The organism is Providencia sp. SP181, assembly GCF_050446505.1.
In the GTDB taxonomy this organism is placed as follows: domain Bacteria; phylum Pseudomonadota; class Gammaproteobacteria; order Enterobacterales; family Enterobacteriaceae; genus Providencia; species Providencia vermicola.
The window spans coordinates 331,521-358,294 of sequence record NZ_JBBPXM010000003.1; the positions used below are offsets into that span (position 1 = coordinate 331,521).

At 42.1% G+C, this 26,774-nt stretch carries 26 protein-coding genes; 10 read left to right on the forward strand and 16 right to left on the reverse strand.

The features are described from left to right. Window positions 1-313: 313 nt before the first annotated feature. The 4 genes from AABS66_RS07280 to AABS66_RS07295 all read left to right on the forward strand — a co-directional run bounded on the left by AABS66_RS07280 (window position 314) and on the right by AABS66_RS07295 (window position 3,739). Entirely contained in the window at window positions 314-829 is a 516-nt protein-coding gene (locus AABS66_RS07280; RefSeq protein ID WP_206083464.1) for an FxsA family protein, read from the forward strand. Between the two features lie 163 nt (window positions 830-992). After that, entirely contained in the window at window positions 993-1,286 is a 294-nt protein-coding gene (locus AABS66_RS07285; RefSeq protein ID WP_206083465.1) for a co-chaperone GroES, read from the forward strand. A 51-nt stretch (window positions 1,287-1,337) separates the two neighbouring features. Then, the gene (groL, locus tag AABS66_RS07290; RefSeq protein WP_206083466.1) at window positions 1,338-2,981 is read left to right on the forward strand and encodes a chaperonin GroEL; all 1,644 of its coding nucleotides are present in this window, start codon (window positions 1,338-1,340) and stop codon (window positions 2,979-2,981) included. A 413-nt stretch (window positions 2,982-3,394) separates the two neighbouring features. Next, window positions 3,395-3,739 carry a DUF4156 domain-containing protein gene (locus AABS66_RS07295; RefSeq protein WP_047756639.1) on the forward strand — a complete coding sequence of 115 codons (345 nt, stop codon included), beginning with the start codon at window positions 3,395-3,397 and terminating at the stop codon, window positions 3,737-3,739. 47 nt (window positions 3,740-3,786) lie between these two features. Here AABS66_RS07295 and epmB read toward each other — a convergent pair whose 3' ends face one another. After that, window positions 3,787-4,815 carry an EF-P beta-lysylation protein EpmB gene (gene epmB, locus AABS66_RS07300; protein WP_430224727.1) on the reverse strand — a complete coding sequence of 343 codons (1,029 nt, stop codon included), beginning with the start codon at window positions 4,813-4,815 and terminating at the stop codon, window positions 3,787-3,789. Window positions 4,816-4,858: 43 nt separating this feature from the next. On the opposite strand from epmB, the gene efp reads away from it, so the two are divergent. Then, a complete protein-coding gene (gene efp / locus AABS66_RS07305; protein ID WP_004258667.1) occupies window positions 4,859-5,425 on the forward strand; it encodes an elongation factor P in 567 nt (188 codons plus the stop codon). Window positions 5,426-5,503: 78 nt separating this feature from the next. On the opposite strand, the gene AABS66_RS07310 is transcribed toward efp, so the two are convergent. The 3 genes from AABS66_RS07310 to AABS66_RS07320 form a co-directional block, all read right to left on the reverse strand. Then, window positions 5,504-5,701 carry a YbdD/YjiX family protein gene (locus AABS66_RS07310; RefSeq protein WP_272539318.1) on the reverse strand — a complete coding sequence of 66 codons (198 nt, stop codon included), beginning with the start codon at window positions 5,699-5,701 and terminating at the stop codon, window positions 5,504-5,506. Window positions 5,702-5,948: 247 nt separating this feature from the next. Beyond that, on the reverse strand, window positions 5,949-8,042 hold the full coding sequence (cstA, locus tag AABS66_RS07315; protein WP_272681450.1) for a pyruvate/proton symporter CstA: 2,094 nt from the start codon (window positions 8,040-8,042) through the stop codon (window positions 5,949-5,951). Window positions 8,043-8,383: 341 nt separating this feature from the next. Then, window positions 8,384-9,292: an EamA family transporter gene (locus AABS66_RS07320; RefSeq protein ID WP_206083470.1), complete on the reverse strand. Its 909-nt coding sequence runs from the start codon at window positions 9,290-9,292 to the stop codon at window positions 8,384-8,386. Window positions 9,293-9,559: 267 nt separating this feature from the next. On the opposite strand from AABS66_RS07320, the gene sugE reads away from it, so the two are divergent. After that, complete coding sequence (gene sugE, locus AABS66_RS07325; RefSeq protein WP_206083471.1) at window positions 9,560-9,874, forward strand: quaternary ammonium compound efflux SMR transporter SugE; 315 nt, start codon at window positions 9,560-9,562, stop codon at window positions 9,872-9,874. Window positions 9,875-9,984: 110 nt separating this feature from the next. On the opposite strand, the gene AABS66_RS07330 is transcribed toward sugE, so the two are convergent. Next, window positions 9,985-10,194 carry a helix-turn-helix domain-containing protein gene (locus AABS66_RS07330; RefSeq protein ID WP_206083472.1) on the reverse strand — a complete coding sequence of 70 codons (210 nt, stop codon included), beginning with the start codon at window positions 10,192-10,194 and terminating at the stop codon, window positions 9,985-9,987. Between the two features lie 188 nt (window positions 10,195-10,382). On the opposite strand from AABS66_RS07330, the gene AABS66_RS07335 reads away from it, so the two are divergent. Both AABS66_RS07335 and AABS66_RS07340 read left to right on the forward strand, forming a co-directional pair. Continuing rightward, window positions 10,383-11,159 carry a hypothetical protein gene (locus AABS66_RS07335; RefSeq protein ID WP_206083473.1) on the forward strand — a complete coding sequence of 259 codons (777 nt, stop codon included), beginning with the start codon at window positions 10,383-10,385 and terminating at the stop codon, window positions 11,157-11,159. A 57-nt stretch (window positions 11,160-11,216) separates the two neighbouring features. Continuing rightward, on the forward strand, window positions 11,217-12,401 hold the full coding sequence (locus tag AABS66_RS07340) for an MFS transporter (protein WP_430224728.1): 1,185 nt from the start codon (window positions 11,217-11,219) through the stop codon (window positions 12,399-12,401). Window positions 12,402-12,476: 75 nt separating this feature from the next. Here AABS66_RS07340 and AABS66_RS07345 read toward each other — a convergent pair whose 3' ends face one another. The 5 genes from AABS66_RS07345 to tet form a co-directional block, all read right to left on the reverse strand. Further along, window positions 12,477-13,580, reverse strand: coding sequence for a hypothetical protein (locus AABS66_RS07345; protein ID WP_206093507.1), 1,104 nt, complete (start codon window positions 13,578-13,580; stop codon window positions 12,477-12,479). 11 nt (window positions 13,581-13,591) lie between these two features. Then, window positions 13,592-14,725, reverse strand: a complete 1,134-nt coding sequence (locus AABS66_RS07350; RefSeq protein WP_430224729.1) for an ABC transporter substrate-binding protein — start codon at window positions 14,723-14,725, stop codon at window positions 13,592-13,594. A gap of 19 nt (window positions 14,726-14,744) precedes the next feature. Then, window positions 14,745-16,886, reverse strand: a complete 2,142-nt coding sequence (locus AABS66_RS07355) for a TonB-dependent siderophore receptor (protein WP_206083477.1) — start codon at window positions 16,884-16,886, stop codon at window positions 14,745-14,747. A gap of 241 nt (window positions 16,887-17,127) precedes the next feature. After that, a complete protein-coding gene (locus AABS66_RS07360) occupies window positions 17,128-17,709 on the reverse strand; it encodes a TetR/AcrR family transcriptional regulator (RefSeq protein WP_206083478.1) in 582 nt (193 codons plus the stop codon). A 79-nt stretch (window positions 17,710-17,788) separates the two neighbouring features. Further along, window positions 17,789-18,991 carry a Tet(A)/Tet(B)/Tet(C) family tetracycline efflux MFS transporter gene (gene tet / locus AABS66_RS07365; RefSeq protein WP_430224730.1) on the reverse strand — a complete coding sequence of 401 codons (1,203 nt, stop codon included), beginning with the start codon at window positions 18,989-18,991 and terminating at the stop codon, window positions 17,789-17,791. 80 nt (window positions 18,992-19,071) lie between these two features. Between tet and tetR the strand changes: the two genes are divergently transcribed. After that, window positions 19,072-19,671, forward strand: coding sequence for a tetracycline resistance transcriptional repressor TetR (gene tetR / locus AABS66_RS07370; protein ID WP_430224731.1), 600 nt, complete (start codon window positions 19,072-19,074; stop codon window positions 19,669-19,671). Window positions 19,672-19,722: 51 nt separating this feature from the next. Here the strand turns inward: tetR and AABS66_RS07375 are convergent, their stop codons facing one another. The 5 genes from AABS66_RS07375 to frdA form a co-directional block, all read right to left on the reverse strand. Next, window positions 19,723-20,121 carry a hypothetical protein gene (locus tag AABS66_RS07375; RefSeq protein ID WP_206083481.1) on the reverse strand — a complete coding sequence of 133 codons (399 nt, stop codon included), beginning with the start codon at window positions 20,119-20,121 and terminating at the stop codon, window positions 19,723-19,725. A 332-nt stretch (window positions 20,122-20,453) separates the two neighbouring features. Next, on the reverse strand, window positions 20,454-20,807 hold the full coding sequence (gene frdD, locus AABS66_RS07380; protein ID WP_206083482.1) for a fumarate reductase subunit FrdD: 354 nt from the start codon (window positions 20,805-20,807) through the stop codon (window positions 20,454-20,456). Window positions 20,808-20,822: 15 nt separating this feature from the next. Next, window positions 20,823-21,218 (reverse strand): fumarate reductase subunit FrdC, encoded by a 396-nt coding sequence (gene frdC, locus AABS66_RS07385; RefSeq protein WP_004258617.1) that lies wholly within the window; start codon window positions 21,216-21,218, stop codon window positions 20,823-20,825. A 14-nt stretch (window positions 21,219-21,232) separates the two neighbouring features. Then, a complete protein-coding gene (locus AABS66_RS07390; RefSeq protein WP_004258616.1) occupies window positions 21,233-21,967 on the reverse strand; it encodes a succinate dehydrogenase/fumarate reductase iron-sulfur subunit in 735 nt (244 codons plus the stop codon). After that, a complete protein-coding gene (frdA, locus tag AABS66_RS07395; protein WP_430224733.1) occupies window positions 21,960-23,756 on the reverse strand; it encodes a fumarate reductase (quinol) flavoprotein subunit in 1,797 nt (598 codons plus the stop codon). Before frdA ends, AABS66_RS07390 begins: the two co-directional genes overlap by 8 nt. Window positions 23,757-24,589: 833 nt before the next feature. Between frdA and epmA the strand changes: the two genes are divergently transcribed. Then, window positions 24,590-25,567, forward strand: coding sequence for an elongation factor P--(R)-beta-lysine ligase (gene epmA / locus AABS66_RS07400; RefSeq protein WP_430224734.1), 978 nt, complete (start codon window positions 24,590-24,592; stop codon window positions 25,565-25,567). A 72-nt stretch (window positions 25,568-25,639) separates the two neighbouring features. Here the strand turns inward: epmA and glpQ are convergent, their stop codons facing one another. Next, the gene (gene glpQ, locus AABS66_RS07405) at window positions 25,640-26,713 is read right to left on the reverse strand and encodes a glycerophosphodiester phosphodiesterase (protein WP_206083485.1); all 1,074 of its coding nucleotides are present in this window, start codon (window positions 26,711-26,713) and stop codon (window positions 25,640-25,642) included. Between the last annotated feature and the right edge of the window lie 61 nt (window positions 26,714-26,774).

Genomic DNA, 26,774 nt, shown 5'->3' on the forward strand with positions numbered 1-26,774 from the left:
TTCTACTACGTTATCAGCATTATGATCTACTGATTTATGGGTAGATAATATGCCTTTAATGAAACAATGCCTTGAACCTAGATCACTATATAGTTTGATTTATGCAACAGATTTTACGTTGTGTGATATTCATCACAGATAAGTCTGGTTAATCAAAAAACTCTATGAGTTGAAAAACGTTATCTTTGCCCCAATTATTATGGCTATACTAAAGAAAAAAGCGAACATTGATAGTTGTCTCTTAGATGCAGTTCACAAAGGTTTTCCGAGGGGCGTAAAATAGTTGATAGCTTATTGAAATAAAGGAGAACTTGTGCGCTGGTTACCACTAATTCTGATATGTATTCTCATTTACATTGAATCGGTTATTTTCGTGAGAGTTGCTTCCGAAGTGGGAGTTCTAATGACGCTAATTTTAGTGGTCTTAACTTCCTGTTTGGGGGTCTCCTTGGTGAAAAACCAAGGCATGAAAAATGTCCTACAAATCCAACAAAAATTAGCGTCTGGTGAAAGCCCAGCGGCAGAGATGATTAAAAGCGTTGCGCTCGTTTTAGCGGGCTTTTTACTCATCGTGCCAGGGTTTTTCACTGACTTTATTGGTTTATTGTTATTACTTCCACCAGTACAAAAACTTATTGTAATGCGATTAATCCCGCATATTCGTTTCTATCAACCTGGCGCGGGTTTTAATCAGTCAAGAAATGGCGGATATCAAAACGGTAATACGTTTGATGGCGAATTCCAACGTAAACAAGACGACCCGTCTTTTACCATTGATAACACTGATAAATCAGACTCATCAGATAAAGACGACCGTCCGAAACCGTAAATCCTTCGTATTTGTGGGGAGATAAAAATGAAAAATTTTTTATCTCCCCCCTTGAAGTCCCTCTGTCTAGCCCCAATCTGCTCAAACATGGTACTAGTTTATTTAAGACATGCTGGTATCGTCCTTTTACCTAGTGTGGACTTTATTTATAGGAGAACTATTAATGAAAATTCGTCCATTGCATGACCGTGTTATCGTTAAACGTAAAGAAGTAGAATCTAAATCTGCGGGTGGCATTGTTCTGACCGGTACTGCGGCAGGCAAATCAACGCGTGGTGAAGTTCTGGCAGTAGGCCAAGGCCGCATCCTCGAAAATGGCGAAATTAAAGCGCTGGATGTGAAAGTTGGCGATATCGTTATTTTTAACGACGGTTATGGCGTGAAAGCTGAAAAAATCGACAATGAAGAAGTCCTGATCATGTCTGAAAGTGACATCCTGGCAATTGTTGAAGCGTAATTTTCACTTAAAACTTCTCAACGAACGAAAAGAATTTGAAGGAAAGAGATAATGGCAGCTAAAGACGTTAAATTTGGTAGTGATGCACGTACGAAAATGCTTCGTGGTGTGAATGTTCTGGCAGACGCAGTTAAAGTAACCTTAGGTCCTAAAGGCCGTAATGTTGTTTTAGACAAATCATTTGGCTCACCTGTTATCACTAAAGACGGTGTTTCTGTTGCACGTGAAATCGAATTAGAAGATAGATTCGAAAACATGGGTGCTCAGATGGTCAAAGAAGTTGCCTCTAAAGCAAATGATGCTGCGGGTGACGGTACAACAACAGCAACAGTGTTAGCACAAGCTATCATCACTGAAGGTTTAAAAGCGGTTGCTGCGGGTATGAACCCAATGGACCTGAAACGTGGTATTGATAAAGCAGTTGTTGCTGCGGTTGAAGAGCTGAAAGCACTGTCTGTTCCATGTTCAGATACCAAAGCGATTGCACAGGTGGGTACTATTTCTGCAAACTCTGACGAAACCGTTGGTCGTTTAATCGCAGAAGCAATGGATAAAGTCGGCAAAGAAGGCGTTATCACCGTTGAAGAAGGTACAGGTCTGGAAGATGAGTTGGATGTGGTTGAAGGTATGCAGTTTGACCGCGGTTACCTGTCTCCTTACTTCATCAACAAACCAGAAACTGGTGCAGTTGAGTTAGAAAACCCATTCATCCTGTTAGTTGACAAAAAAGTCTCTAACATCCGTGAATTACTGCCAGTATTAGAAGGCGTTGCGAAAGCAAGCAAGCCACTGCTGATCATCGCTGAAGATGTTGAAGGTGAAGCGCTGGCTACCTTAGTGGTTAACACCATGCGTGGTATCGTTAAAGTGGCAGCGGTTAAAGCTCCAGGCTTCGGCGACCGTCGTAAAGCAATGCTGCAAGATATCGCAACTCTGACTAACGGTACTGTTATCTCTGAAGAGATCGGTATGGAGTTAGAAAAAGCAACATTAGAAGACTTAGGTCAAGCTAAACGTATCGTGATCAACAAAGACACCACCACTATCATTGATGGTATCGGTGAAGAAGACGCGATCGCAGGCCGTGTTGCTCAAATCCGTCAACAAATCGAAGAATCTTCTTCAGATTACGACCGTGAAAAACTGCAAGAGCGCGTTGCTAAATTAGCTGGCGGTGTTGCGGTAATTAAAGTTGGTGCAGCAACTGAAGTTGAAATGAAAGAAAAACGTGCTCGCGTTGATGATGCTCTGCATGCAACTCGTGCTGCTGTTGAAGAAGGCGTTGTTGCTGGTGGTGGTACTGCACTAGTTCGCGTTGCAGCTAAACTTGATGCACTGAGAGGCGACAACGAAGAACAAAACGTTGGTATTCGTGTTGCTCTGCGTGCGATGGAAGCGCCAATGCGTCAAATCGTCACCAACGCAGGTGAAGAAGCGTCTGTGGTTGTTAACAACGTGAAAGCAGCGAAAGGTAACGAGGGTTACAACGCAGCAACTGACACTTATGGCGATATGATCGACATGGGTATCTTGGACCCAACTAAAGTCACGCGTTCTGCTCTGCAATTTGCAGCCTCTATTGCTGGCCTGATGATCACCACTGAAGCGATGATCACTGACCTGCCAAAATCTGATGCACCTGACTTAGGTGGCGCTGGTATGGGCGGCATGGGTGGAATGGGCGGCATGATGTAAGCCATTTGGCATACATCATGCACTAGTCACGAATATTTGTGACTTAGCCTGAATAAGACCAGCACGGTGGAGTTATCTCGCCGCGCTGGTTTTTTTTTGGTTTTTAATTATATCGAACCATTAATTATAGATAATAATTAATATCCCCAATCAATGTACAATTGATGCGAAACACGATTTATTTTTGCGTCGACATTGCTTAGCGGGTTATATTTAACGTAAGGTAAGTGGTTTGAATTAGCAAAGAATAGGGCAGTTTCTTGATTAATTTGTGGTAGACTCTATTCGGCTGGTGATGTGTGGCAATTGTGACGCAGTATGCGGAGCACTTCCTAGCGATTTATGATATACCGTATTAGGGCTAATAATTTTTCAAACCAGCTGCAAAAACACAATGAAAAATGAGGGAAAACATGCGAATTAAAGTCTTGCTTGGTGCTGCTGCATTACTGCTATTAGCGGGTTGTTCAACGTCAACTAACTTGACTGCGGCAGGCTCACAAGTTCGTTTTGTTGAGAATCAACCTGGAAGTGATTGCCAACTTCTCGGTCAGGTTGCAGGGACACAAAGCAACTGGTTGAGTGGTGTAAATAATGAATCCAGCTCAATGCGTAGCGCAGCGAATGATTTGCGCAATAAAGCGGCTGAAATGGGCGGAAATGTGATCTTTGGTGCAACTAGCCCAAGTGAAACTGTGTTATCTAGCTTTATCCCACTAGATAGCAAAATGGTTGGCCAAGTGTACAAGTGCCCCTAAATTGAATTAGCGACGCCCAAATACCGATTATTTGGGCGTTTTGCTGATTAGCTCTGCCTTAAATTGAGATCGAGCAGTGTTTTGCTTGGCTCTCCTCCAATTTCCCGTGCAAGTTTAGGCACGAGATACCCAGATACTTTGCTCAATAATTGTTGTATCAATTGCCGAGCTTCAATATCGCTGACGAGAAAGTGGGCCGCACCTTGCACTTTATCCAATACGTGTAGGTAGTAAGGTAAGATCCCAACATCAAATAAGGCATTACTCAAATTCATCAGTGCCGTTACGTTATCATTGACTTGTCGCAGTAAAACACTTTGATTTAATAATGTTACACCTGCTTTTTTGAGCTTTTGCATTGAGTTCGCTAATGCTTTGTCTATCTCATTAGCGTGGTTGATATGCGTCACCATAACCACTTGTAAGCGCGAGCGTGCTAGTCTTTCGCACAAGGTATCTGTGATACGCTCAGGGATCACAACAGGCAAACGTGTATGAATTCTCAAACGGGTGATATGGGGAATTTCTTCCAATTGGCTTATCAACCAATCGAGTTCATGGTCTTTTGCCATTAATGGATCACCTCCAGAGAAGATGATTTCATTGAGTTCGTTGTGGTTTTTTATATAATCCACAGCCATCAACCAGTTATTTTTATTTCCTTTGTTATCTTCATAAGGAAAATGCCGGCGAAAACAGTAGCGACAGTTCACTGCACAGCCACCTTTAACGAGCAGTAATGCGCGGTTGTGGTATTTATGCAGTAAACTTGGGATCTCATTATCCTGCTCTTCCAGCGGGTCGGTAGAAAAACCAGGATGGACATCAAACTCGGCTTTTGCGGTTAATACCTGCAATAACAGCGGGTCTAGTGGATCGCCTTTTTTCATTCGTGAGATAAATGGCATTGGGACACGCAACGGAAATAATTGACGTGCCTCACGGCCTTCTTGCGAAGCAAGATGATTTTCCAAGTTCAGTATTTGCAGCAATTCATCAGGATTAGTGATTGCTTCAGCAAGTTGTTGTATCCAGACTTCTCTGGATGAGGTATTTTGAGTTACAATATCGACCATTTTTTGGCTATGCCATTTTTAGTTTATAAATTAGAGGATCACCATGGCTACTTATAGTACCAATGAATTCCGCTCAGGTCTTAAAATCATGTTAGATGGCGAGCCTTGTGTCGTTTTAGAAAGCGAATTCGTAAAACCAGGTAAAGGTCAAGCGTTCGCACGTGTGCGTATCCGTAAACTGATTTCTAACAAACTGTTGGAAAAAACCTTTAAATCTACTGATTCTGTTGAAGGTGCAGATGTCATGGATATGAACTTAACTTACCTGTACAACGACGGTGAGTTCTGGCATTTCATGAACAACGAAACTTTCGAGCAGTTAGCCGCGGATGAAAAAACCGTTGGCGACAACGCAAAATGGTTAGTTGACCAAGCAGAATGTATTTTAACACTGTGGGACGGTCGTCCTATCGCGGTAACGCCACCTAACTTTGTTGAGTTAGAAATTACCGATACTGACCCAGGCCTGAAAGGTGATACCGCAGGTACAGGTGGAAAACCTGCAACACTGAGCACTGGCGCAGTTGTTAAGGTTCCTCTGTTTGTTCAGATCGGTGAAGTTATCCGTGTTGATACTCGCTCAGGCGAATACGTTTCACGCGTAAAATAACGGCGTATCCTATACGGAATCGTTAAAAATAAAAAGCCGTGGTCGAGTGCCACGGCTTTTTTTGCATCTTTTTCTGGCCTAACAGCACTTAAACCCACCTTTTCCGCCATAACGTGCATCTTGGCGCTCTTTAAAAAACTCCTCGTAAGTCATCGGAGTTTGATCGGGGTGAGTCCGCTGCATATGGGCGACGTAGTTGTCGTAGTCGGGAACGCCGACCATCATTTTTGCCGCTTGGCCGAGGTATTTTGCGGCTTTCCCTAAATCTCCAAACATTTTTTTCTCCTTCATACTTCGCGCTACAGCGTTGTTGACTGCTCTCGGCTACCCAAGTCACATACTAGGGCATGCTCCTAGTTTCTCCTTCATACTTCACGCTGTTGCAGCGTTGGCTTCATTCGCTAACCCTAGTCACATACTGGTGTATGCTCCTAGGGATTATCTTCTTTGCCGCCTTGCTCCAACGTGAATTATTTTGGAGAAAGAGCATGTACTCAAAACATGAAAAGCTTTTCCGCGAAAATCAATAGTGGCGCGTATTTGCCACGATTTCCTCGTAGTTGGCTGGCATTGGCTCGTATGGCACTTCATTCGCAGTCGGTTCGCTTGATTTTAACGCTTTAAGCGCGGTGCGGATCGAGAACAGAGCCAGTAATACCACGACAATCATAAAGAAAATCGTTAAGCCTGCATCTAAACGGTTATTGAAAATCAACTGTGTAAGCTGAGATTCGGTATATTGCACTGGAATATTGCCACTATCAATCATCGCTTGGAATTTATTCGCTACAGCTAAGAAACCAACGCGGGCATCTTCACTGAAGGTCTTTTCCCAGCCTGCCGTCATAGTACAAATCAGCAACCAAGCCGTTGGGACAAGGGCAACCCATGCATATTTTTGGCGCTTCATTTTGAACAGTACCACGGCACACAGCATTAACGCCATACCTGCCAGCATCTGGTTTGCGATACCAAAAAGCGGCCATAAGGTATTAATACCACCAAGTGGGTCGACAACACCTTGATGGAGGAAATATCCCCATGCGAGCACACACAATGCCGTTGCAATCAAGTTGGCAGGTAATGAATCAGTACGTTTCAAGGATGGAGACACCACTCCCAGTAAATCTTGTAGCATAAAACGTGCCGCTCGAGTTCCTGCATCCACCGCGGTTAAAATAAATAATGCTTCAAATAAGATGGCAAAGTGGTACCAGAACGCCACATTCATCAGACCACCAAGCGCCCCATGCAGAATATAGGCCATCCCAACAGCAAGCGTTGGCGCACCACCAGCACGGGAGATAATACTGGTTTCACCGACTTCATTGGCAATGGTGTTGAGCTGCTCTGGGGTGATTTGGAAGCCCCAACTGCTCACCACTTGTGCGGCAGAAGCGACCACATCTTCGGTGCCTGCTGGTGCCAACATTGCCATTGGACTGTTCATGGCGAAATACACACCAGGGTCAATCACACACGCTGCGACTAACGCCATGATGGCAACAAATGACTCCATTAACATACCGCCGTAGCCGATAAAACAAGCTTGGTTCTCATTCGCTAACATCTTCGGCGTAGTACCCGAAGAAATCAGTGCATGGAAGCCAGAAACAGCACCACAGGCAATAGTAATAAATAAGAATGGGAACAAATCTCCTGCCCATACAGGGCCTGTACCATCAATATATTTCGTGAGTGATGGCATTTGCAGGTTTGGGTTTAAAATTAAAATACCAATAGCGAGACCAATAATCGTCCCGATTTTTAGGAAGGTTGAAAGGTAATCACGCGGTGCAAGCAGCAACCAAACGGGCAAAACAGCGGCAACAAAGCCGTATCCAACTAACATCCACGTTAATTGTACGCCAGTGTAGTCAAAGTACGGTGCCCATGTTTCGCTTTCGGCAACCCATCCACCTGAAATAATAGCGAAAACAAGGAACACCAGCCCAATAATAGACACTTCACCAATGCGCCCTGGGCGAATATAACGGGTATAGATCCCCATAAAAATCGCCAGTGGAATAGTGAATGCGACGGTGTAGGTTCCCCATGGACTGTGAGTTAAGGCTTTTACTACGATCATCGCAAGTACTGCTAAAATGATCACCATGATCATAAAGCAGGCTATCAAAGCGAGAACACCTGCGGTATTGCCCATTTCTTCTTTGACTAACTCGCCGAGCGAACGTCCATCTCGGCGTGTCGAAACAAACAACACCATAAAGTCTTGTACGGCGCCTGCGAGTACGACCCCAGCAAGCAACCACAGCATACCAGGGAGGTAACCCATTTGCGCGGCAAGCACTGGACCGACTAAGGGGCCAGCGCCTGCAATCGCAGCAAAATGGTGACCAAATAACACTTTTTTATCTGTTGGAACGTAATCTAATCCATCATTATGACGAATTGCTGGTGTCATACGTGTTTCGTCAACTTGCAGGACTTTTTTCGCGATAAACAACCCATAATAACGGTACGCAATGAGATAAATACATACTGCTGCGACCACAATCCACAGCGCATTTATTTGTTCACCACGATATAAGGCGATGTAACCGAGTGAAAAAGCACCGAGCAGAGCGAGCACAATCCAAATAAATTGTTTACCCATAGTCATCCCCATCTGTTCAATGAATGATATCTGTTATTTATTTAAGTAAAACTGAGGAAGATATAGCGATAGTTAAGTTAAAGAAAAAGTAGCTAAAACGAGACACCTAATTGAAATTTTAGATAAATTCGATAATTGCAGTGAATATCACTAATCCAAGATCATTTATTGGATTTTATCTGGTTTTGAACTAGCGAATAGCTAGTGGTGTTGGTATTTATCTTGTTTTTATTAATAATGCAATATTTTCATCTAAAAAAAGAGGTAGGAGAATAAAATGGAAACGAATGAGAGTGTTGATTACCGAAAGTTAAAAACCTTCGGTAATCAAATGAGTTATCTTAGGTGTGTCTTAAGCGTTGGATAATTTTTTTGCCAAAAAGCGTCGTAATAAGACCGAACATGATCAAAATTAAACCAGCGACTTGTATGCCATTAATATGCTCACCAAGGAATAATGCACTGCTGCTTAAACCGAACACTGGCACTAATAATGAAAACGGTGCAACACGCCATGCTTCATAGCGCCCGAGCAGTACACCCCATAGGCCGTAACCGACAAAAGTGGATAAATAAGCTAAATACAAAATCACTCCGAGCACAGGCCAATCAAAGCCTGTTAATCCGTCCACAATGGCATCTTCGCCCTCAAGTATCCACGAACTAATTAGGAAAGGAATAATGGGGATCAGCGCACTCCAACTGACGAGAGACAACGCACTGCATTTTTCTGCACCTTGATTTTGCATAATAATTCGGTTGGTAATATTACCACAAGCCCATGATAAACCAGCAATTAATGTGAATGCCAAACCGAGCATTGGAATATCATCTAACCCGCCTGCTGTCGCACCATTGGCTAACACCGTTAATCCTGCGATAGCGATAAACATGCCAATAAAATGGGTTGGTTGTAGCGTTTCCTTTAAAATCATGGCACCAAGTAATAAGGTAAAAAAGGCTTGAGATTGCAAAATAACGGAGGTGATCCCCGCAGGCATACCAACGCGGATAGCACAGAATAAAAAGGCAAATTGACCAAAGCTGATGGTTAACCCATACAATAATAACAATTTAAACGGAATTTTAGGCCGCTTGAAAATAAAAATGGCAGGAAAGGCAACAAAAACAAAGCGCAATGCCCCAAGGAGTAATGGCGGAAGCGCGGTCACACCGAGCTTGATAATGACAAAATTAACACCCCAAATAATGACCACACAGAGGGCAAGTAATATATCTTTGAAATTCATGCTAATTTCTCGATGGATAGGCTCGATAAGATTTTCTACTTTACCCTTGCTAAGGAGGGAGTGCGATATCAATGATGCTTATTAGCAAAAAACAGAATAAACAGGTTAAAAAAGGTCGCTAATTTATATTTATTTGTTATTTTTCGTTGCTTGAGTCTGTGCTGGTGAATGTTTATAATGAGGTACACATCACACGTATTCAGGACGACCTGGATCTCGTCATTCAATTATGGGGACGACCCCGAGTTATATACGGGAGCAACGACCATGGCATGGATCGTCCTTTTATTTGCAGGTTTACTCGAAGTGGTTTGGGCTGTAGGGTTAAAGTACGCCCATGGCTTTACACGCTTAACACCTAGTATTATTACAATTGTCGCGATTATCGCCAGTATGGGCTTATTAGCCTATGCTATGCGTGACTTACCTGTCGGAACGGCTTATGCAATTTGGACGGGGATTGGTGCTGTGGGTACGGCTATTGTTGGGATTATTTTCCTTGGTGAATCTGCGAATATGTTTCGTTTATTAAGCCTTGCGTTGATTATTACAGGGCTAATTGGCTTAAAAATATCGAGTTAGTTTTCAAATCAAGTATTATTTAATTAAAAATGAATAATAAGCGGGTGACAGAAAAAGTTACCCGCTTTATTTTTTGATATTTTTTGGGCATAAAGAAAACGGCTCTTTTGTTATTTTTCGTTATAACGAGATGGCCAAATTTCTGCAGGTTCCATACCTAAAAACTCTGCAATGATTCTTTCTCCCTTTGGCCAACGCCTTGATAGTGCATTGTTAAGTGTTGATGAATTTAGCCCTGCGGAACGCGATAATTCAGCAAGGGAAGAGTCTTTTTTCTTTATTGCCGCAATGATGTCAGCTGGGTGCCAATCTTGTTTCATAATATCTCCAGTGTTATTAGTTGAATAATGCTTGGTAGTTTTAAGAATAATATTACTGTATTTTTTATTTTCTTTTTTTAATACTATTATTAAATTATACTTTGAATGTTTTTTATTCTGTGATAGTGATATATATCCTTGGTTATTATTTTTTTTATTAACATTTAATTATATTAAAAGGAATTATTATGGATGTTAAGGGTGAACTCTTGGAAAAAACATGTTCAGGTTTAAAAAATACTTTTTCTAATTATTTTGATTGGAATGATATTGACTTGTCTTTTTCAAAAGTAGATATTTTAAATAGGCAGGTTTATACTACATCGAGTAATTATGATTGGGTTCTGATGTATTGGGATGCGGATTTGGATAAAGTGATTGGTGAGCGGCTATCGACAGGGATACAGTATTGGAGTAACTACTCAAAAGAATATATGAACACCTTATTAAGAACAGATAAGTGTAAACTAAAAGTGGATTTTTGTGCTAAATATGGAAGTGTATATGAAATTACGTCAATTAATTCTAAACGAAAGTTATCGATAAAAGATATAATGGCAATATATAAATGCCGACCTATTATTTCTGATTATACTCACGGAGTATGGAAACAAAATGATGAAAATTATTTACCATTAAGAAGTCGTTTAGATATACCAATAGAAGGTAAGAACAGTATTAATGACTTAGAAAGTGAAATTTTAGATATTCACCAGTATATGCGTTTTGGAAATATTCGCTTTACTCGAAAAGAAATTATTACAATAAGAATGCTTCTATCTCATTGTAAAATAAAGGAAATTAGCTATGCACAGGGATGTTCAGAGGTGTGTGAACACAAACGAATTCAAAGGATTAAAGAGAAACTTTCTTGCCCTCATGCTTCTTCAAGTGGCTTATTTAGTGCATTAAAAGAAAATGGAATTACACTCGCCTGCTTAGAAACTTTAGTCAATTATCCTTAATTTTCAATGTATAAGATAGCTGATGTATGAAATTCTAGGGATGATAAGGATAAAAAGATGAAATGGAAATTCAGGTTTGGTGCCGTCGCAGGTAATGCACTCGAATACTATGATATTGCTGTTTTTGCTGCAATATCAACTTATTTGAGCGCTGAGCTAACAAAGTTAGGTTATGAGCAAGCGACAGAAATGGTTTGGGGGATATTTGCACTGCGTTTTTTAATACGGCCTTTAGGCGGATATATTATAGGGCGCTATGCAGATACGGTTGGGAAAAAACCTGCCTTAATATTAACAAGCTTAATTACAGGTATTGCAACATTAATGATGGCTATATTACCTATTGAACTATTAGGTAACTATACACCAGTTGCTATATTAATATTACAACTCGCTTTGTCATTTAGTTTTGCAGGGGAGTATCCGTCTTTAATTACCTACTTATTTAAAGATGCACATATTAGAGAGCAAGCAAGAGTTTCGTCTATTATTGTCGGTAGTTCTTTGCTTGGTGTTATTGCTTCTTTAGGCATTGTTTTGGTGTTAAAAAATACGCTGAATGAAGATATGATGCAATCAATAGGTTGGCGAATTCCCTTATTCATAGGGGTTGCAAATATCTTAATGAGTTTTTGGTTTAGGTTTAATCTTCCAAATTATCAAGTGATTTCTAAAGATAAACAATCAATTAATTGGAAGAATGTGTTTTGGGTGTTTTTATTCACAATTCCTGGAACTGTTACATTTTATTCTCAAAACCTATCAACATCATTGATAATAGAGCAATTAAAGATTGAAGAAATAAAAAACTATTACGCAATTTTATCGTCAAGTTTACTTTTACTCCTCATGTTAATATGTGGTTGGCTAACGGATAAATACAGCTCAGCTAAGCAGGTCTTTAATATTGGCGTCATATTAATGGTTTTCTGTTCTGCACCGCTTTATCTCATATTGCAAACGAATAACTTATTACTCGTACTAATAGCTCAACTACTAATGTCTGTTTATTCAGCAATGATATTGTGTAATTTATCAGCAGTTCTCATCAGTAAGTCAAATAGGCAGGCGGCAATTTTAGGCATTGGTTATAATGGCGCTTCAGCTTCTCTTGGAGGGATCACGCCTTTAATTGTCAGTTACCTTAGCCAATATCACTTAGCTTACGTTGGGGCATTTATCGCTGTTTGTGGGTTATCGTATTTTATTTCCTATTTACTACCAAAGCACGCTCATACTTAGCTTTTTCTCCATTCATCCCCTCGTTCAATGAGCTGAATGAGGGGATGCGCACTATTTTTTAGAGTAACAAAACCGCTACAAGACCCATGCAGTCCGGGCACCGACAGTGGTACTTTTATGCAATCGAGTATGGCTAAGGCAAAATGCATCAATGCCTGCGCTATGTTGTGAATACCACGCACCACCGCGCATTAAGGCGCGTTCACCATAGTTACGCAGATAGATTTGATCATCTGATTGTTTAATTTTGTAAGGGGCGAGACCCAATATCTTCAATAAAGTCGGAATTTGTTCACCCTCGGTCGTTCCAACCAATCGAAACGGGCTATCTAACAGGCCCAGTGGGTAGCCTGAATCCATTGGCTCACCATTAAAATGATGGATCTGTGTCGAGATTATCGGGGTGCCAGCATTGCCATCAAGTTTGGCTATTGGTGAATCATATTTTGCACTTGATGGGCTATTAGGGGGGATTAACTCACCACTACTCATATCAATAGCTCGCCAATCTAACAATGCGTCATCAAGATGAATAGCGGCATCATTATTTTTTATGATTTGAATTTCTCCCGCGACTAGGCGTGCACCTGTTTGCCACTCCCAAAGGTTACCGACCAAATCGCTTATCCCTGAAAGTTGGTGATTATGGTACCAGCTTTCCCATTGTGCATTAGTTGGGGTTGTCGGGGTGCCTTGCAAACCGCCAGTCGCTAGCCCGTCAATTCGTGGAATAAATTCATCATGGTTAAAATAATTACGGCCGTAATCCGTATTACCATGAATAAGGTTATTGTGTTGATTAGTTAAGGCTGAGATGGCACTCCACTCTGCGTTAGTACTGATATGGCAGCCTTTACCTGATTGTTGCGCTAATGATTGAAATTGCGCTAAATCTAAATTGCATGCGGGTGATTGGTTGGGTTGGCTAACTAATTCATCATCTCGCAAACTTGCGCTGTAACAGGCGTAGAAAAAGGCATCAATAGGGCGCTCATGAATGATAAAAGCTGGATGGATACCAGTGCCTAAAGAGGGGGAAATGTCTTGTAAATCAAACTGGGGTACGATGAAGACATAGTTCGGCTGGCCTTTAGGGCTGTAAATAATGGTTCGTTGCCCATGGCTTTGTTTTTCAACTTGGGTTCGTAGTGGATCAGGGGAATAAATTGTGGTCATCATAATCCTCTGTTTTAAAGGGAAACCCAGTAGCCTTCTTGCCACTTGATGGGTAAGAACTGTTCAGTAAAATCTTTGAAAACCGTATTAACATCCAGATCAGGGAATATGCTAGGGTGTAACCAAGTCGCAAATTTTAGAGCGGCAATAAAGCCAAATGGGCTGTCGTAAAAAGTGTGCCAAATAGCATGAACATGCTGCTGTTTGACTGCATGCAATGTTTTAAAGGCATTACGCTGCATTAAAATTTTAAGCCTTTGTTTTGCTAGCGGTAAATCTGCACCAGGGCCTAATCCTACCCAATTGCCTTTCGGGTTATAGTCACTCCAATCGGTGCCGGTGACAATCACCATTTGAGCTTGGGTGTGAATAATCGTCTCTTGGTTTAGAACACCATATGTTCCATGAATGTATTGGTTAGCAATATTCTCTCCACCCGCAAACGAGAGAAACTGACCAAAATTTCCGTTTCCGTAGGCTAAGCAACACTCTTCAGTAAAACCTGCTGCACGCTCAAGGAGTACTTTTGGCCTTATAGGATTTGCATTAGCGAGGCGAGTATTTACATTATCTAGTTGTGTTTTAATAAATCGATTGATGCGATGAGCCCTTTCTTGTAAACCAAAGACTTTCCCCATAATCGCAATGCTTTTCGGCGTATTGGTGAGTGGGTCAACACTCATATCAAGGGCAATAACAGGGACATTAGCGCGCAGTAAAAGCATAAGAAGCCCATTGGCTTGTAGACCCGAAAATGTGCCCGTTGTCGTGAAAATAATGTCAGGTTTTAGCTCCAAAATCGTTTCCAAATTAGCTTGCGCCCCGCCGATCGCGGGGAGGTGGGGTAATTGTTCAATCTTAGGAAACGCCGTACAGTATTGTTGGTAACTACGCAAATCAGCAGTACGAAAGTTACTGGGAACAGCGACAAGTTTCTCCACAAAATTGGGTATTCCCAATGTGGCAAAGAGAAAAATCAGTGATGGGTCAGCCAAATAAATTTTCTGTGCATTTTCTGGGTAAGCAATAGTGCGTCCAAGGATGTCTGTCACCTTGGGCATTGCGGCTGCGACAACTGGGCAAGGCATTGCACTTAACGTCGCCATTGCTAACCCTGCCTTAATCAAATTCCTTTTAGAACTTTCCATAAGTTGCTTACCTATTGAATTAAAAGTAGTAATTAAGTGTGGCAAGTAACGTTCTATTCGTGCCAATACTGCAATAGGTGGAACTGGTACAGCTGGCAACGTAGGATTTATTGGTGACATTACTGACAGTTAACCCCAATTCCATACCCGTGAGTTCAGGGGCTAATGCATCCATTTGGTACCTTGCGCTAATATCGCCAAGCCAGACTGCTGGTACTTTAAATGTGTTGGTGTTGTCACCCCATGTTTCGCCGAGATAACGCACGCCAACGCCGACTAAAGCGCCTTCGAGGTAAGGGGAGTGAAAACGGTAGTCAACCCATGCGGAGCCGCTGTGTTTAGGGACTTGAACAGGGTGCTTATTTAAGACTGAAAGGTCTTGGCTTTCGGTGATTTTATTATCAGTAAAGGCATAGCTCACCATGACATTCACTGACGGTGTTAATGCTATACGGCTTTCAAAATCAACCCCACGAGAGCGAATTTTCCCTGTTTGATTATAGTAATCTGGATTTAGCGGGTTATGGGTGGTGACATTTTTTTGTTCTAACTCATACGCTGCAACGCTTGCCATGAGGTTATCCGATTGGTATTTAAGCCCCACTTCGGCTTGTTTTGATTCGGTTGGGATAAAGGATTTTCCATCCGCATCTGTCCCTAAAACGGGGTCAAAGCTATCGGAAAAACTGATCCATGGCGAAAAGCCATTTTCAAAAGCATAGGTTAGCCCAACGCGTTGGCTCCAAGCGGAAGTGTCATTTTTTTGCGTTGTGTGAGAGAGGTTATTATCAGTATCTAAATAAGACCAATCATAGCGTCCACTGAGGATCAAATCCCATTGTTGCCAACTAAGTTGGTCTTGTAGATAAACCCCATAACGATCAAAACGTTGGGTTGTTGATGTGCGGGAAACGGGGTAAGGTTTAAATTCAGGATGATGAGGTTTCACCCATGGATCGAAACTGACGGTTTGCGAGCCCCACCAGTCTTTATCCAGCTTTCCAGTTTGAAAATCAAACCCAGTGAGTAACTCGTGGCGAATATCGCCAGTTTTAACTTTATAAACCAGTTGGTTATCAGCAACAAAGGTTTTGGATTTGCTTGGTGAATCTTGGTAAACCGCGGTGAGTAACCGATCCCCCGCTAAGAAGCCGCGCGTGAAGTCTCGTTTAATGTGGGTATCTACATCAGAGTAGCGCATATTTTGTTTCAGTGTGACGGACGAGCTGACTTGGTAGTCAACTAATGAGGTCACTGACCACTGTGTACGTGTGGATTTTTCATGTTTGGGGTCACTGTAGTTTTGAGTGAAATCCAGCTTTCCATTTGGGTTCGGTAGCAAGCCAATTGCTTGAGCAGGCAAGGTATTATAGTGGCCAATGTGTGGATCATGTTGATATTGGCTTAAGACTGTCCAATTGAGTTTTTCATTGGGTTGCCATGTGATAGAAGGGGCCAGTAAGTAGCGAGATTGCTTCGAGGAATTCACTTGTGAATCCGTTGATAGCGCTAATCCATTCATTCTATATAGCAATGTTTCATCGTCATTCATGGCTCCAGTGGTATCAAATTTGACGGCATTGTTATCAAAATTGCCTTTTTGGAACTGAATTTGATGTGATTCATTGGCACTTGGGCGGCGTGATTGCATATTGATAACCCCCCCAGCTCCTCCTTGACCATACAGTGCAGATGACGGCCCATGAACGGCTTCGATACTATTGAGTGTCCATGAATCAACTTGCGGCCCCCAGATCCCACTGTTGCCGATAACCCGTAATCCATCCAAGTAATAATCTGCATCGAAACCACGAATTTTTGAAAAATCGATACCGCCACCAAAGGCGCCAAATTTTTCGCTGGTTACGCCTGCGCTGTAGCGTAAGGCTTGGCTGATTGATTCAGAAGGCAAAGTATCCATTTGCTCGCGTTTAATCACCGAAACAAATTGCGGCGTTTCCAATAAGGTGGCTGAGCTTTTTGTGGCAGTAGATTGAGTTTTACTGGCATAGCCAATAGGTTCTTGGCCTTGGTTTTCTGCGGCAGTGACGACCAAGACGTCTGTTTTGGGCTTTGCATTTGCGGTATTTGAGCAAATCAGGGCGCAGACCAATAAACTTAGGGTGGAAAGCGTGTAGGTTCGATGAGTAAATTTATGCATGCAATTTTAGCCAATAAAGTAAAAGAGAAATTTTATGGCGTTAGCATAGATCGTCGACCGACCATCAGTCAATCTAATTAATAATCATTTGCATTTAATATTGAAGAAAGGGATTCGTAGGGTGAGTGAGAAATTATTTATCGTATTGATATTAAAAATAAATATGACAGCGTTCGAAATATTTTTTTGTGTGAGATTAAAACAACGCGAGCTCGTCTGGGCGATTCACTCGCTGTATTTTTTATTTAATCAGTTGGCTAAATCGCTTATACAAAATTTCGCCTAAATTTTGTTGAGTATATTCATGGCTATTGGCGAGGTTGTCCACGGCGGCATGCATAGAGTGGTAAATCATGGTGGCAAGAAGGTCTGGAGGAAGGGCTGACCATTCTTGGTTTTTTTCGCCAAGGGTTAAAATTGCTTTGATTTGCAGGACTGCGCGCGTTTCATGGTCATTACTGCGACCGTGATATTCATCATGAAACAGCATGTCATGAACCTGTTGTTTTTCAACGTAATATTTGACACTGTTTTCGCACCAAGACTGGAGTTTATGCGCCGCACTTTTTTGCAGGGCGAGCGCGTCATCAATATTTCCTAAATACCAATCCATATAGCGAGTGCGTAAGGCTTCCATGATGTCATTTTTTGACTGGAAGTAGTGGTAAAACGTCCCTTTCGCCACATCCGCAGAGCGCACAATTTCACTGACAGTTGTGTTGACAAACCCTTTAGACAGAAAGAGCTCTTCCGCTGCATTCATCAGGTCATCAAGCCGTTCTTCTGCAGGTTTTGTTCTTGGCTTCTTAGGTGGTTGTGTCATTGGGTTTGTCTCTTAATGTCTTGTTCTAAAAAACAGTAGGAATAATGCATCATAGCATTGAAAGGCGATGTGTTAAAAGTTAGTCCATTGAAAGTATGGCATTCTTGGTTCTATAGGTTACTTTTTGCTGAAAAAGTAAATAAGCGATGATCAAAAATAAATACATTAACGCCCCAATTAACCACACCCAGCCATCCCAAAACGATAATGTTTGGCCATAAATAAAGCTAAACAACAGTGGGCCAACGACGCCTGTGGCATTGGTTAAACTGACGAGAACACCTTGCAGTTTGCCTTGATTTTCTTGGTTTACCTGAGTAGACATTAGCCCTTGAAGAGCAGGAAGGGCGATGCTGCCCCCGGCTAGCAGAATTAGCGTTGGGTAAATCATCCAGCCTTGTGTGAGCAGTGATAAAATCAAAAATGCACAGCCATCTACCATGAAGCCCAGTAAAATCGTTGTTTTTTCGCTAAATTTCTTCGCTACTGCCCCCGCGACGAAAGCTTGAAATAACGCATGCATCACACCAAGCCCCGCTAAAGATAATCCGACTTCCATACTGCCCCATTGAAAGCGGCTTTCGGTAAATAATACCCAAGTAGTGGCAGGGATCTGCCCAATGAGCTGTGCCATAAAAAAGACGAAAAGCAGCAGGATGATTGGTTTTATTATTTGCATAAAGGGAATTGGCGACGGTTGATCTTCATGCTGATCATCCTGTACGGCGGTCTTACGTTGATCTTTAAAAATAACCCAAATCACCACAAAAGAGCATGCATTTAAGACCGCCGCAATCACAAAAGGCAAGTGAGGAGATAACTGCCCAGCAAAACCGCCAATTGCAGGGCCAGCGATTAAACCCACGCCAAACGCAGCCCCTAAACGACCAAACCACTTGGTACGTTGTTGTGGCAGTGTATGGTCGGCAATAACAGAAGCGGCGACCGCCCCTGTTGCACCGGTGATCCCTGAAATTAGGCGGCCTAAATACAGCATCCACAGTGAACTAGATAAAGCCAACAAAGTGTAGTCCAGCGCTGCCCCTGCAAGGGAGACCAACAAGATGGGTCTGCGGCCGAATTTATCAGACCATTTGCCAAGTATTGGAGCAAAAAAGACCTGCATGATGGCATATAAAGCCAACAAGATGCCGTAATGATTTGCCAAGTGTTCTATGGAGACATATTCACGGAGTAAGGCTGGTAAAACTGGCATGATCAACCCGATCCCCATCGCATCAAGGGCGGTGATCGTTAATGCGGTAATCGCAAATTTATTCATGGTTTTTTCTCTATCAGTGATAGATTTGGAATATATCCCTATCAGTGATAGAGTGTCAATCAGAAAATAAGGGGACAACTATGGCGCGATTAAATAAAGAGACCATTATTACAGCCGCTTTAGACTTACTGAACGAAGTAGGGATGGAAGGGGTAACAACGCGAAAGCTAGCTCAAAAACTAGGCGTAGAGCAGCCAACGTTGTACTGGCATGTGAAAAATAAGCGAGCTTTGTTGGATGAATTGTCCGTTGAAATGCTAAAGCGCCATCATGACCACCCATTGCCAAAAGACAGTGAGACATGGCAGGCATTTTTGCGAAATAATGCGTTAAGCTTTCGTCGAGCGCTATTGAGCTACTGTGATGGTGCAAAAGTACACTTAGGGACTCGACCTAGCGCGGAACAATATTCCACAGTAGAAACGCAACTGCAATTTATGGTGGATAACGGTTTTTCATTAAAAAAGGGTTTATATGCGATCAGTGCAGTAGGGCACTTTACGTTGGGAAGTGTGCTTGAACAGCAGGAGCATAGTGCTGCGCTGAATGAACGCGAAACAACGGATGAGAATGCAATGCCCCCATTATTAAAATCGGCGCTTCAAATCATGGATAATGATGATGGAACTGAGGCTTTTTTGTTTGGTTTAGATGCATTAATTCAAGGGATTAAACCTTAATCTTTAAGGTATGGCAAATAAGCGCAAAGCCATACCTTAAACAATGGAAAACTATTTAGAGCATTGCTTATCTATTTGGCGTTTTCTATCGACTGCTTTTTGTGCCGTTTGCATCGCCAATTGTTGGTCTGCTTGCATTCTTTTTGCGAATGCTTCAGGGTCATTACCCACTAACTCATAGAACAATTTATACTCAAGTGGTGCAACACACTTACATTTTTTCTCAACAGCCGCTTGTTGCTTTGCCCGTTTTTTATCTACTGAAGATTGTGCTTCCCCTGCCATGGGCAAATAACTGTAGGTGTTTGTGCTGACACATTCATTATAGAAATCTTTTTCGGTTGGCATTTCATTAGCACTTTCATTTCCCGTAGAAAACGAATTGGCATGGGCGGGTAATATTATGACTCCAGAAAGAAACAGCGAAATAAATAATCCTTTAAATTTCATTTTATTTTCTCTTACCATGAGTGATATAAAAATAGAGACGGTTAGTCTCTAACTTGTTTAAGTAAATATGATTAGTTTAACTTATTGATTTAAATTGGATAAATTAAGTTTTTATTATCCTTTACTTATCATAACAAGCCGATTTTTTATAACAACTAAGGTTAGTCTGAATTAAAATAAACACTATTTTAGAACAGGTAATATCTATTTTTGCGTAGTTTAAGGGTTATTTTCTATTAAATTTCATGATTAAACTTTAATTTCCTAGCCATAAAAAATACCCCATCGTTTTCACGTATGGGGTATTGGTTCGTTTTTAGATTATTGCGTGATTACAAGGTAAATACACCAATCAGGGCAATAACACTAATGATTGCAGACCCACCATAGAAAACCCATTTTGTCGCTGGGACATGGATTTTAAAATCGTGCAGTGTGTGGTGGATACGGTGCATACCACACCAAACTGGCAGGATAATCATCAGTAATAAGAAAACACGGCCGATAAAGCTTTGGCTAAATGCCATAATACGCTCATAGCTCAGCATTTCTGGTGCAACACCCAGTGGAATTAAAATTCCTAACAGAATGATGATAGCAGGGCCAATTACGGCGCTCCACATACCACCTGCACCAAATAATCCCCAGAAAATCGGCTCATCGGAACGTTTAGGCGTTAGATTCATCAGATTCTCCTTAGATTAAAATAACAATGCGATAGCTAAGATTGCTGCGGTAACAACAATCGTGAGAGCCCAGAAGCCTTTAACGATAGGCTCATCAGACATTTTCTTATCTTTCACAATAATACTGACGGCCTTTGGTGCAAGGTTGAACCACGTTGTGGTGTGCAGCAATGTAGCAGCCAGTGTAATAATGTTAATGATAAGAATGATTGGGTTACTTAAGAACCCAACAAAGCCAGCCCATGATTCAGGACCGCTTTTTAGCGCAAATACCCCATACAGGACTAAAATACTGAACCAGACCTGAAGGACTGAGGTGCTTTCACGCATGATGTAAAAGCGGTAGAAACCCAGCTTTTGCCACCAGTCGCCCTTCATTTCTCTGACATAGGGTTTACGTTTTGTAGTCATGACTTCAATTCTCCTTATCGTGGCTTCAGCATGGCGATAACAAAGTCTTGCGCGCTGGCAACTTTTCCTTGCTGAATAGCGCCAGCAGGGTCGACATGCTTAGGACAGACTTCAGAACAGTAGCCTACAAACGTACAGCTCCAGACACCATTGTCACCATTTAATAAGGTCATGCGCTCTTTCGCACCATGGTCTCGGTTATCTAAATTGTAGCGCTCTGCCAATGTGATTGCTGCTGGGCCGATGAACTCTGGGTTCAGTCCAAACTGTGGGCAAGCTGCATAGCACAGACCACAGTTGATACAGCCTGAGAACTGATGGTATTTGGCCATCTGTGCAGGCGTTTGTTTGTTTGGACCCTCAGAAGGTTTACGATCATTACCGATGATGTACGGTTTGATGGCTTCTAAACGCTCAATAAAGTGGGTCATATCGACAACAAGGTCGCGCTCGATTGGGAAGTTACCTAATGGCTCAACTTTCATACCTTGCGGGTATTCACGCAGGAATGTTTTACACGCCAGTTTAGGCACTTTATCGACCATCATACCGCAAGAACCACAAATCGCCATACGACAAGACCAACGGTAAGACAGGTCTGGAGCGAGGTTATCTTTGATATAGCCTAATGCATCTAACAAAGAAGTTTGCTCGTCGTAAGGGACATCATACGTCACCAAATGGGGCTCACTATCCGTTTCCGGATTGTAACGCATGATCTCCATTTTTAGGTGTTTCATATCATCCATTAGCTTGCTCCTTCTTTGCCTTATCTTGAGCTTCAGCTTCGGCACCGTAAACACGTTTAGCTGGCTGAGATTTCGTGATTTTCACATCACTGTATTCTAAACGAGGGGAGCCCTCTGGGTTATAGAATGCCAAAGTATGTTTAAGGAAATTCACATCATCACGCTCAGTGCAGCCTTCGTCCAGACGTTGGTGAGCACCACGTGATTCTTTTCGGTTAATTGCAGAGTGAGCCATACATTCCGCCACATCAAGGCCAAAGCCTAATTCAATGGTATACAGTAGGTCAGTGTTAAAGACGCTGCTATGGTCAGTAATTTCGACGTGTTTAAAGCGTTCTTTCAGTTCGGCAATCTTATCAACGGTTTTTTGCATTAACTCAGGTGTACGGTAGATACCGCAACCTTCTTCCATTGAAATACCCATTTCATCGCGAATTTTCGACCAGCTCTCTTTCCCTTTCTGGTTCATGAGTTTTTGCAGGTCATTTTCGATATCGCGGGTACGTGCTTCAATGGCGCTGGCATTTGCAGGGGTTGCTTCGGCGGCATGGCGTGCAGCTTCTTCACCCGCTAAACGACCAAATACCACCAGTTCTGCCAGTGAGTTAGAACCTAAACGGTTTGCACCGTGCAAGCCAACAGAAGAACACTCACCCACTGCAAATAGGCCTTTAATGCGTGTTTCAGTGCGTTGATCTGTTTCGATACCACCCATGGTGTAGTGAGCGGTTGGACGGACAGGAATTGGGTCTGTTACTGGGTCAACGCCCACGTAAGCTTTCGCTAATTCACAAATGAACGGTAAACGCTCATGGAGTTTTTCTGCCCCCAGATGGCGAAGATCCAGATACACAACATCACCACGGTGTGTGCTAATGGTGCGTCCTGCACGCCATTCGTGCCAGAAAGCTTGAGAAACTTTGTCACGAGGACCGAGTTCCATATACTTGTTCTCTGGTTTACCAAGTGGTGTCTCAGGGCCCATTCCGTAGTCTTGCAGGTAACGGTAGCCATCTTTGTTAACCAGAATACCACCTTCGCCACGACAACCTTCGGTCATTAAGATACCTGAACCTGGTAATCCAGTTGGGTGATATTGAACAAATTCCATATCGCGCAGTGGTACGCCATGGCGGAATGCCATACCCATACCATCACCAGTTACAATACCACCATTGGTGTTATAACGATAAACACGGCCTGCACCACCCGTCGCCATCACGATCGCATTTGCACGAATTTGAGCTTTCGTACCTTCCATCATGTTAAGTGCAACGAGTCCACGAGCTTGACCTTCATCAACAATGATATCGAGAACAAAATGCTCATCAAAACGTTGAATTTGAGGGTATTTTAATGATGTCTGGAAGAGTGTATGGAGCATGTGGAAGCCGGTTTTATCGGCAGCGAACCATGTGCGCTCAATTTTCATCCCACCGAAGCGGCGAACGTTAACTGAACCATCTGGTTTACGGCTCCACGGGCAACCCCATAATTCGAGTTGGGTCATCTCTGTTGGGCAATGTTCGACGAAATAATCGACGACATCTTGCTCACACAGCCAATCCCCACCTGCGACAGTATCATTAAAATGATAGTCATAGGAGTCATGAGCCTGAGTAACTGCGGCTGATCCTCCCTCTGCTGCCACGGTGTGGCTACGCATTGGGTATACTTTTGAGACCAGAGCAATCTTGATATTGGGATTTGCTTCAGCGGCAGCAATCGCTGCACGTAAGCCTGCGCCCCCGGCCCCGATAATCGCTAAATCGGCATTGAAGGTTTGCACTGCGCTTCTCCATTGTTCAAGTGTAAATTGATAAATTCTTTTAAATACTTTTGATAATTAGCTAGGTCATTTTCAATTCAACCTAATGTCAAATTGTCAAATCTCTCTTTTTTAATAGTAAATAATATAATAGCTAATAATGACTTATCGTGCTGTGAATTATAACGAATAGTCCAAGAGATAAATTTGATATAGAGGGGGGTTTTGGGTGAATTTACCCACGAAATGTGAGGTGGGTCATCTTTTTATAAAATGTTTTTACAATGAGAGTATTTTTAGCGTGTTAAGAATGAATAAAAAGAAATTTCAAATGATTATCATTATTTTTACATAAAAAGGCAGGATTAAAAACCAAGTAAACTAGTCGGATTTTATTCAAAGTAAGAGGATAATACTGTTATTTGCTGTGAAGATTTTAATTCATCTCGAATATTAAATTGGGACTTGCTTCACTCTTTATTTAAATACACTTTTTTATTTTTTAATTTCTCTATTTTAACGTATTGAGAAAGCGAATTGTTTCATTTTTTTGTTAACAGCTTTGTCACATAATATAAGGAATAATCATGTTTTCCCTCGCATAAACCCAGATGTTTAACATGACCTTACGACGTTATTTTTAGGTAAAAGCCCCGTTATCTGTAAAGGTTTGCTTAATCGAGTAAAGCCGAGGATAATCATGCCATCTTTACTCACCCTTAGTATGAAGAAGCCTGATTATTTCTTGATGGTGTTTTGCACTAGATAAATGTGCTTTTAAGCATACGAATGCATTGTGCGTCGTCCGAGAGGTGAGTACACTGCACGACTAAGTTTATTTTGGAGTCATCTTAATGAGTGATATAGCGAATTGGCAGCCAACCGCCCCCATCGCTAACCTGTTACAGCGTGCAAAAATTATTGCTGAAATCAGACGTTTTTTTACTGATCGCTGTGTACTAGAGGTCGAAACCCCCGCAATGAGTCAGGCTACTGTGACTGACTTTCACCTAGTGCCATTTGAAACACGTTTTGTGGGCCCAGGCGCTGCGCAAGGCATCAATCTTTACTTGATGACCAGTCCTGAATACCATATGAAACGCTTACTTGCTGCTGGCAGTGGGCCGATATATCAGCTTGGCAAAAGCTTTCGTAATGAAGAAGCGGGTAGGTACCACAATCCAGAATTTACGATGCTGGAGTGGTATCGCCCACACTTTGATATGTATCGCTTAATTAATGAGGTGGATGACTTATTGCAACAAGTGCTGGAATGTGAAAGTGCAGAGCTTCTTTCCTACCAACAGGCTTTTTTACGCCATTTAGATATCGACCCGTTATCCGCAGAAAAAAGTGAACTGCGCGAAGTGGCGGCACGCCTTGATTTAAGCAATATAGCTGCTCATGAAGAAGATAAAGATACGCTTTTACAGTTGCTGTTTACGATGGGAGTTGAGCCACATATTGGTAAAGAAAAGCCCGCTGTTGTGTATCACTTCCCTGCCACTCAAGCTTCTTTAGCGGTGATTAGCACTGAAGACCATCGCGTCGCAGAACGTTTTGAAGTGTATTATAAAGGTATGGAGTTGGCTAATGGCTTCCATGAATTGACGGATGCGAGCGAACAGCGCCAACGTTTTGAACAAGATAACCGTAAGCGTGCAGCGATGGGGCTATCTGTTCAACCGATTGATGAACATTTATTAGCGGCATTAGAACATGGATTGCCTGATTGCTCGGGTGTTGCTGTCGGGGTTGATCGCTTGATTATGATTGCGTTAAATGCTGAAAGGATCAGTGATGTGATTGCTTTTCCTGTCACGATTGCATAACGCTTATCAAGCTTATAGCTCGTTATATAATGCAGCCAAATGGCTGCATTATTGTTTTTGGCACGGAAGCGATTATTTCTGCTTCTGTTGCTCTAAGAACTTAACCCCTAGATCAGGGAAGTCGGTAAAGGCACCATCAACATCGGCCTGGTTGTATATGATGTCATAAAGCTGTTGCCCATCTTTGGCATATTTAGGTAGTTTATCGACACGAATAGTGAATGGGTGAACCGCCATGTTGTTTTCGTGGGCTTCTTTTACCATACCATTCACTTTGATATTATTTGGAGTGGAATCTTCATTAATTAACATATGATAATCAGGGCCAATACCATCTGCATAAGTTGCAATTTCTTTCATTGCACCTGGTTTCATCATCCAATCGTAATTATAGTTTACCCATGTTCCATCCGGTTTTTTCTCTTGTGTTTCTTCCCAATCGGTATAGGCAATCAATTGAACTAATTTAAGGTTCATCCCCATTTCAGGCATTAATGTGTTTTTGATGCGTTTTAGATCATTGGGATCAAAAGATTGCAGATAAACATTCGAGTCTTTATCTGTGTAACCATACGCTTTTAACACCTCTAAGGTTTTCTTGGTAATATCTTTGCCTTCTTGCTGGTGGAACCAAGGCGCTTTAATTTCTGGATAAATACCAATATTTTTGCCCGTTGATTTGTTCAAGCCTTGAACAAACTCAATTTCTTCTTGGAAGGTGTGAACACGGAAATCAGATTTACCCATAGGGAAACGGTTCGGATAGCTTTGGACTTTCTTACCATCAACAATATCGAACCCTTCTGTGAACTTCAGGGATTTAATTTCTGGCAGCGTAAAGTCAATCGCATAATAACGGCCATCTTTTCGTGCGCGATCGGGGAATCGCTCAGCCACATCTGTTACGCGGTCAAGATAATGGTCATGTAGCACAACCAGCTCATTATCTTTCGTCATCACTAAATCTTGTTCTAGAAAATCTGCACCTTGTGCATAAGCCATCGCTTTAGCGGGTAAGGTGTGTTCAGGTAAGTAACCACTTGCACCACGATGGGCAATGACCACTTTGTTTGTCGCTTGCGCGGCTGCGGACACTGACATCACTAAAACCATACTTGCCACCAACGTTTTTAATGGAAAGCTCATGATTATATCTCCTTGGCACTTTTTGGATAAAAAAAAGGCTATATCATTATGATATAGCCCT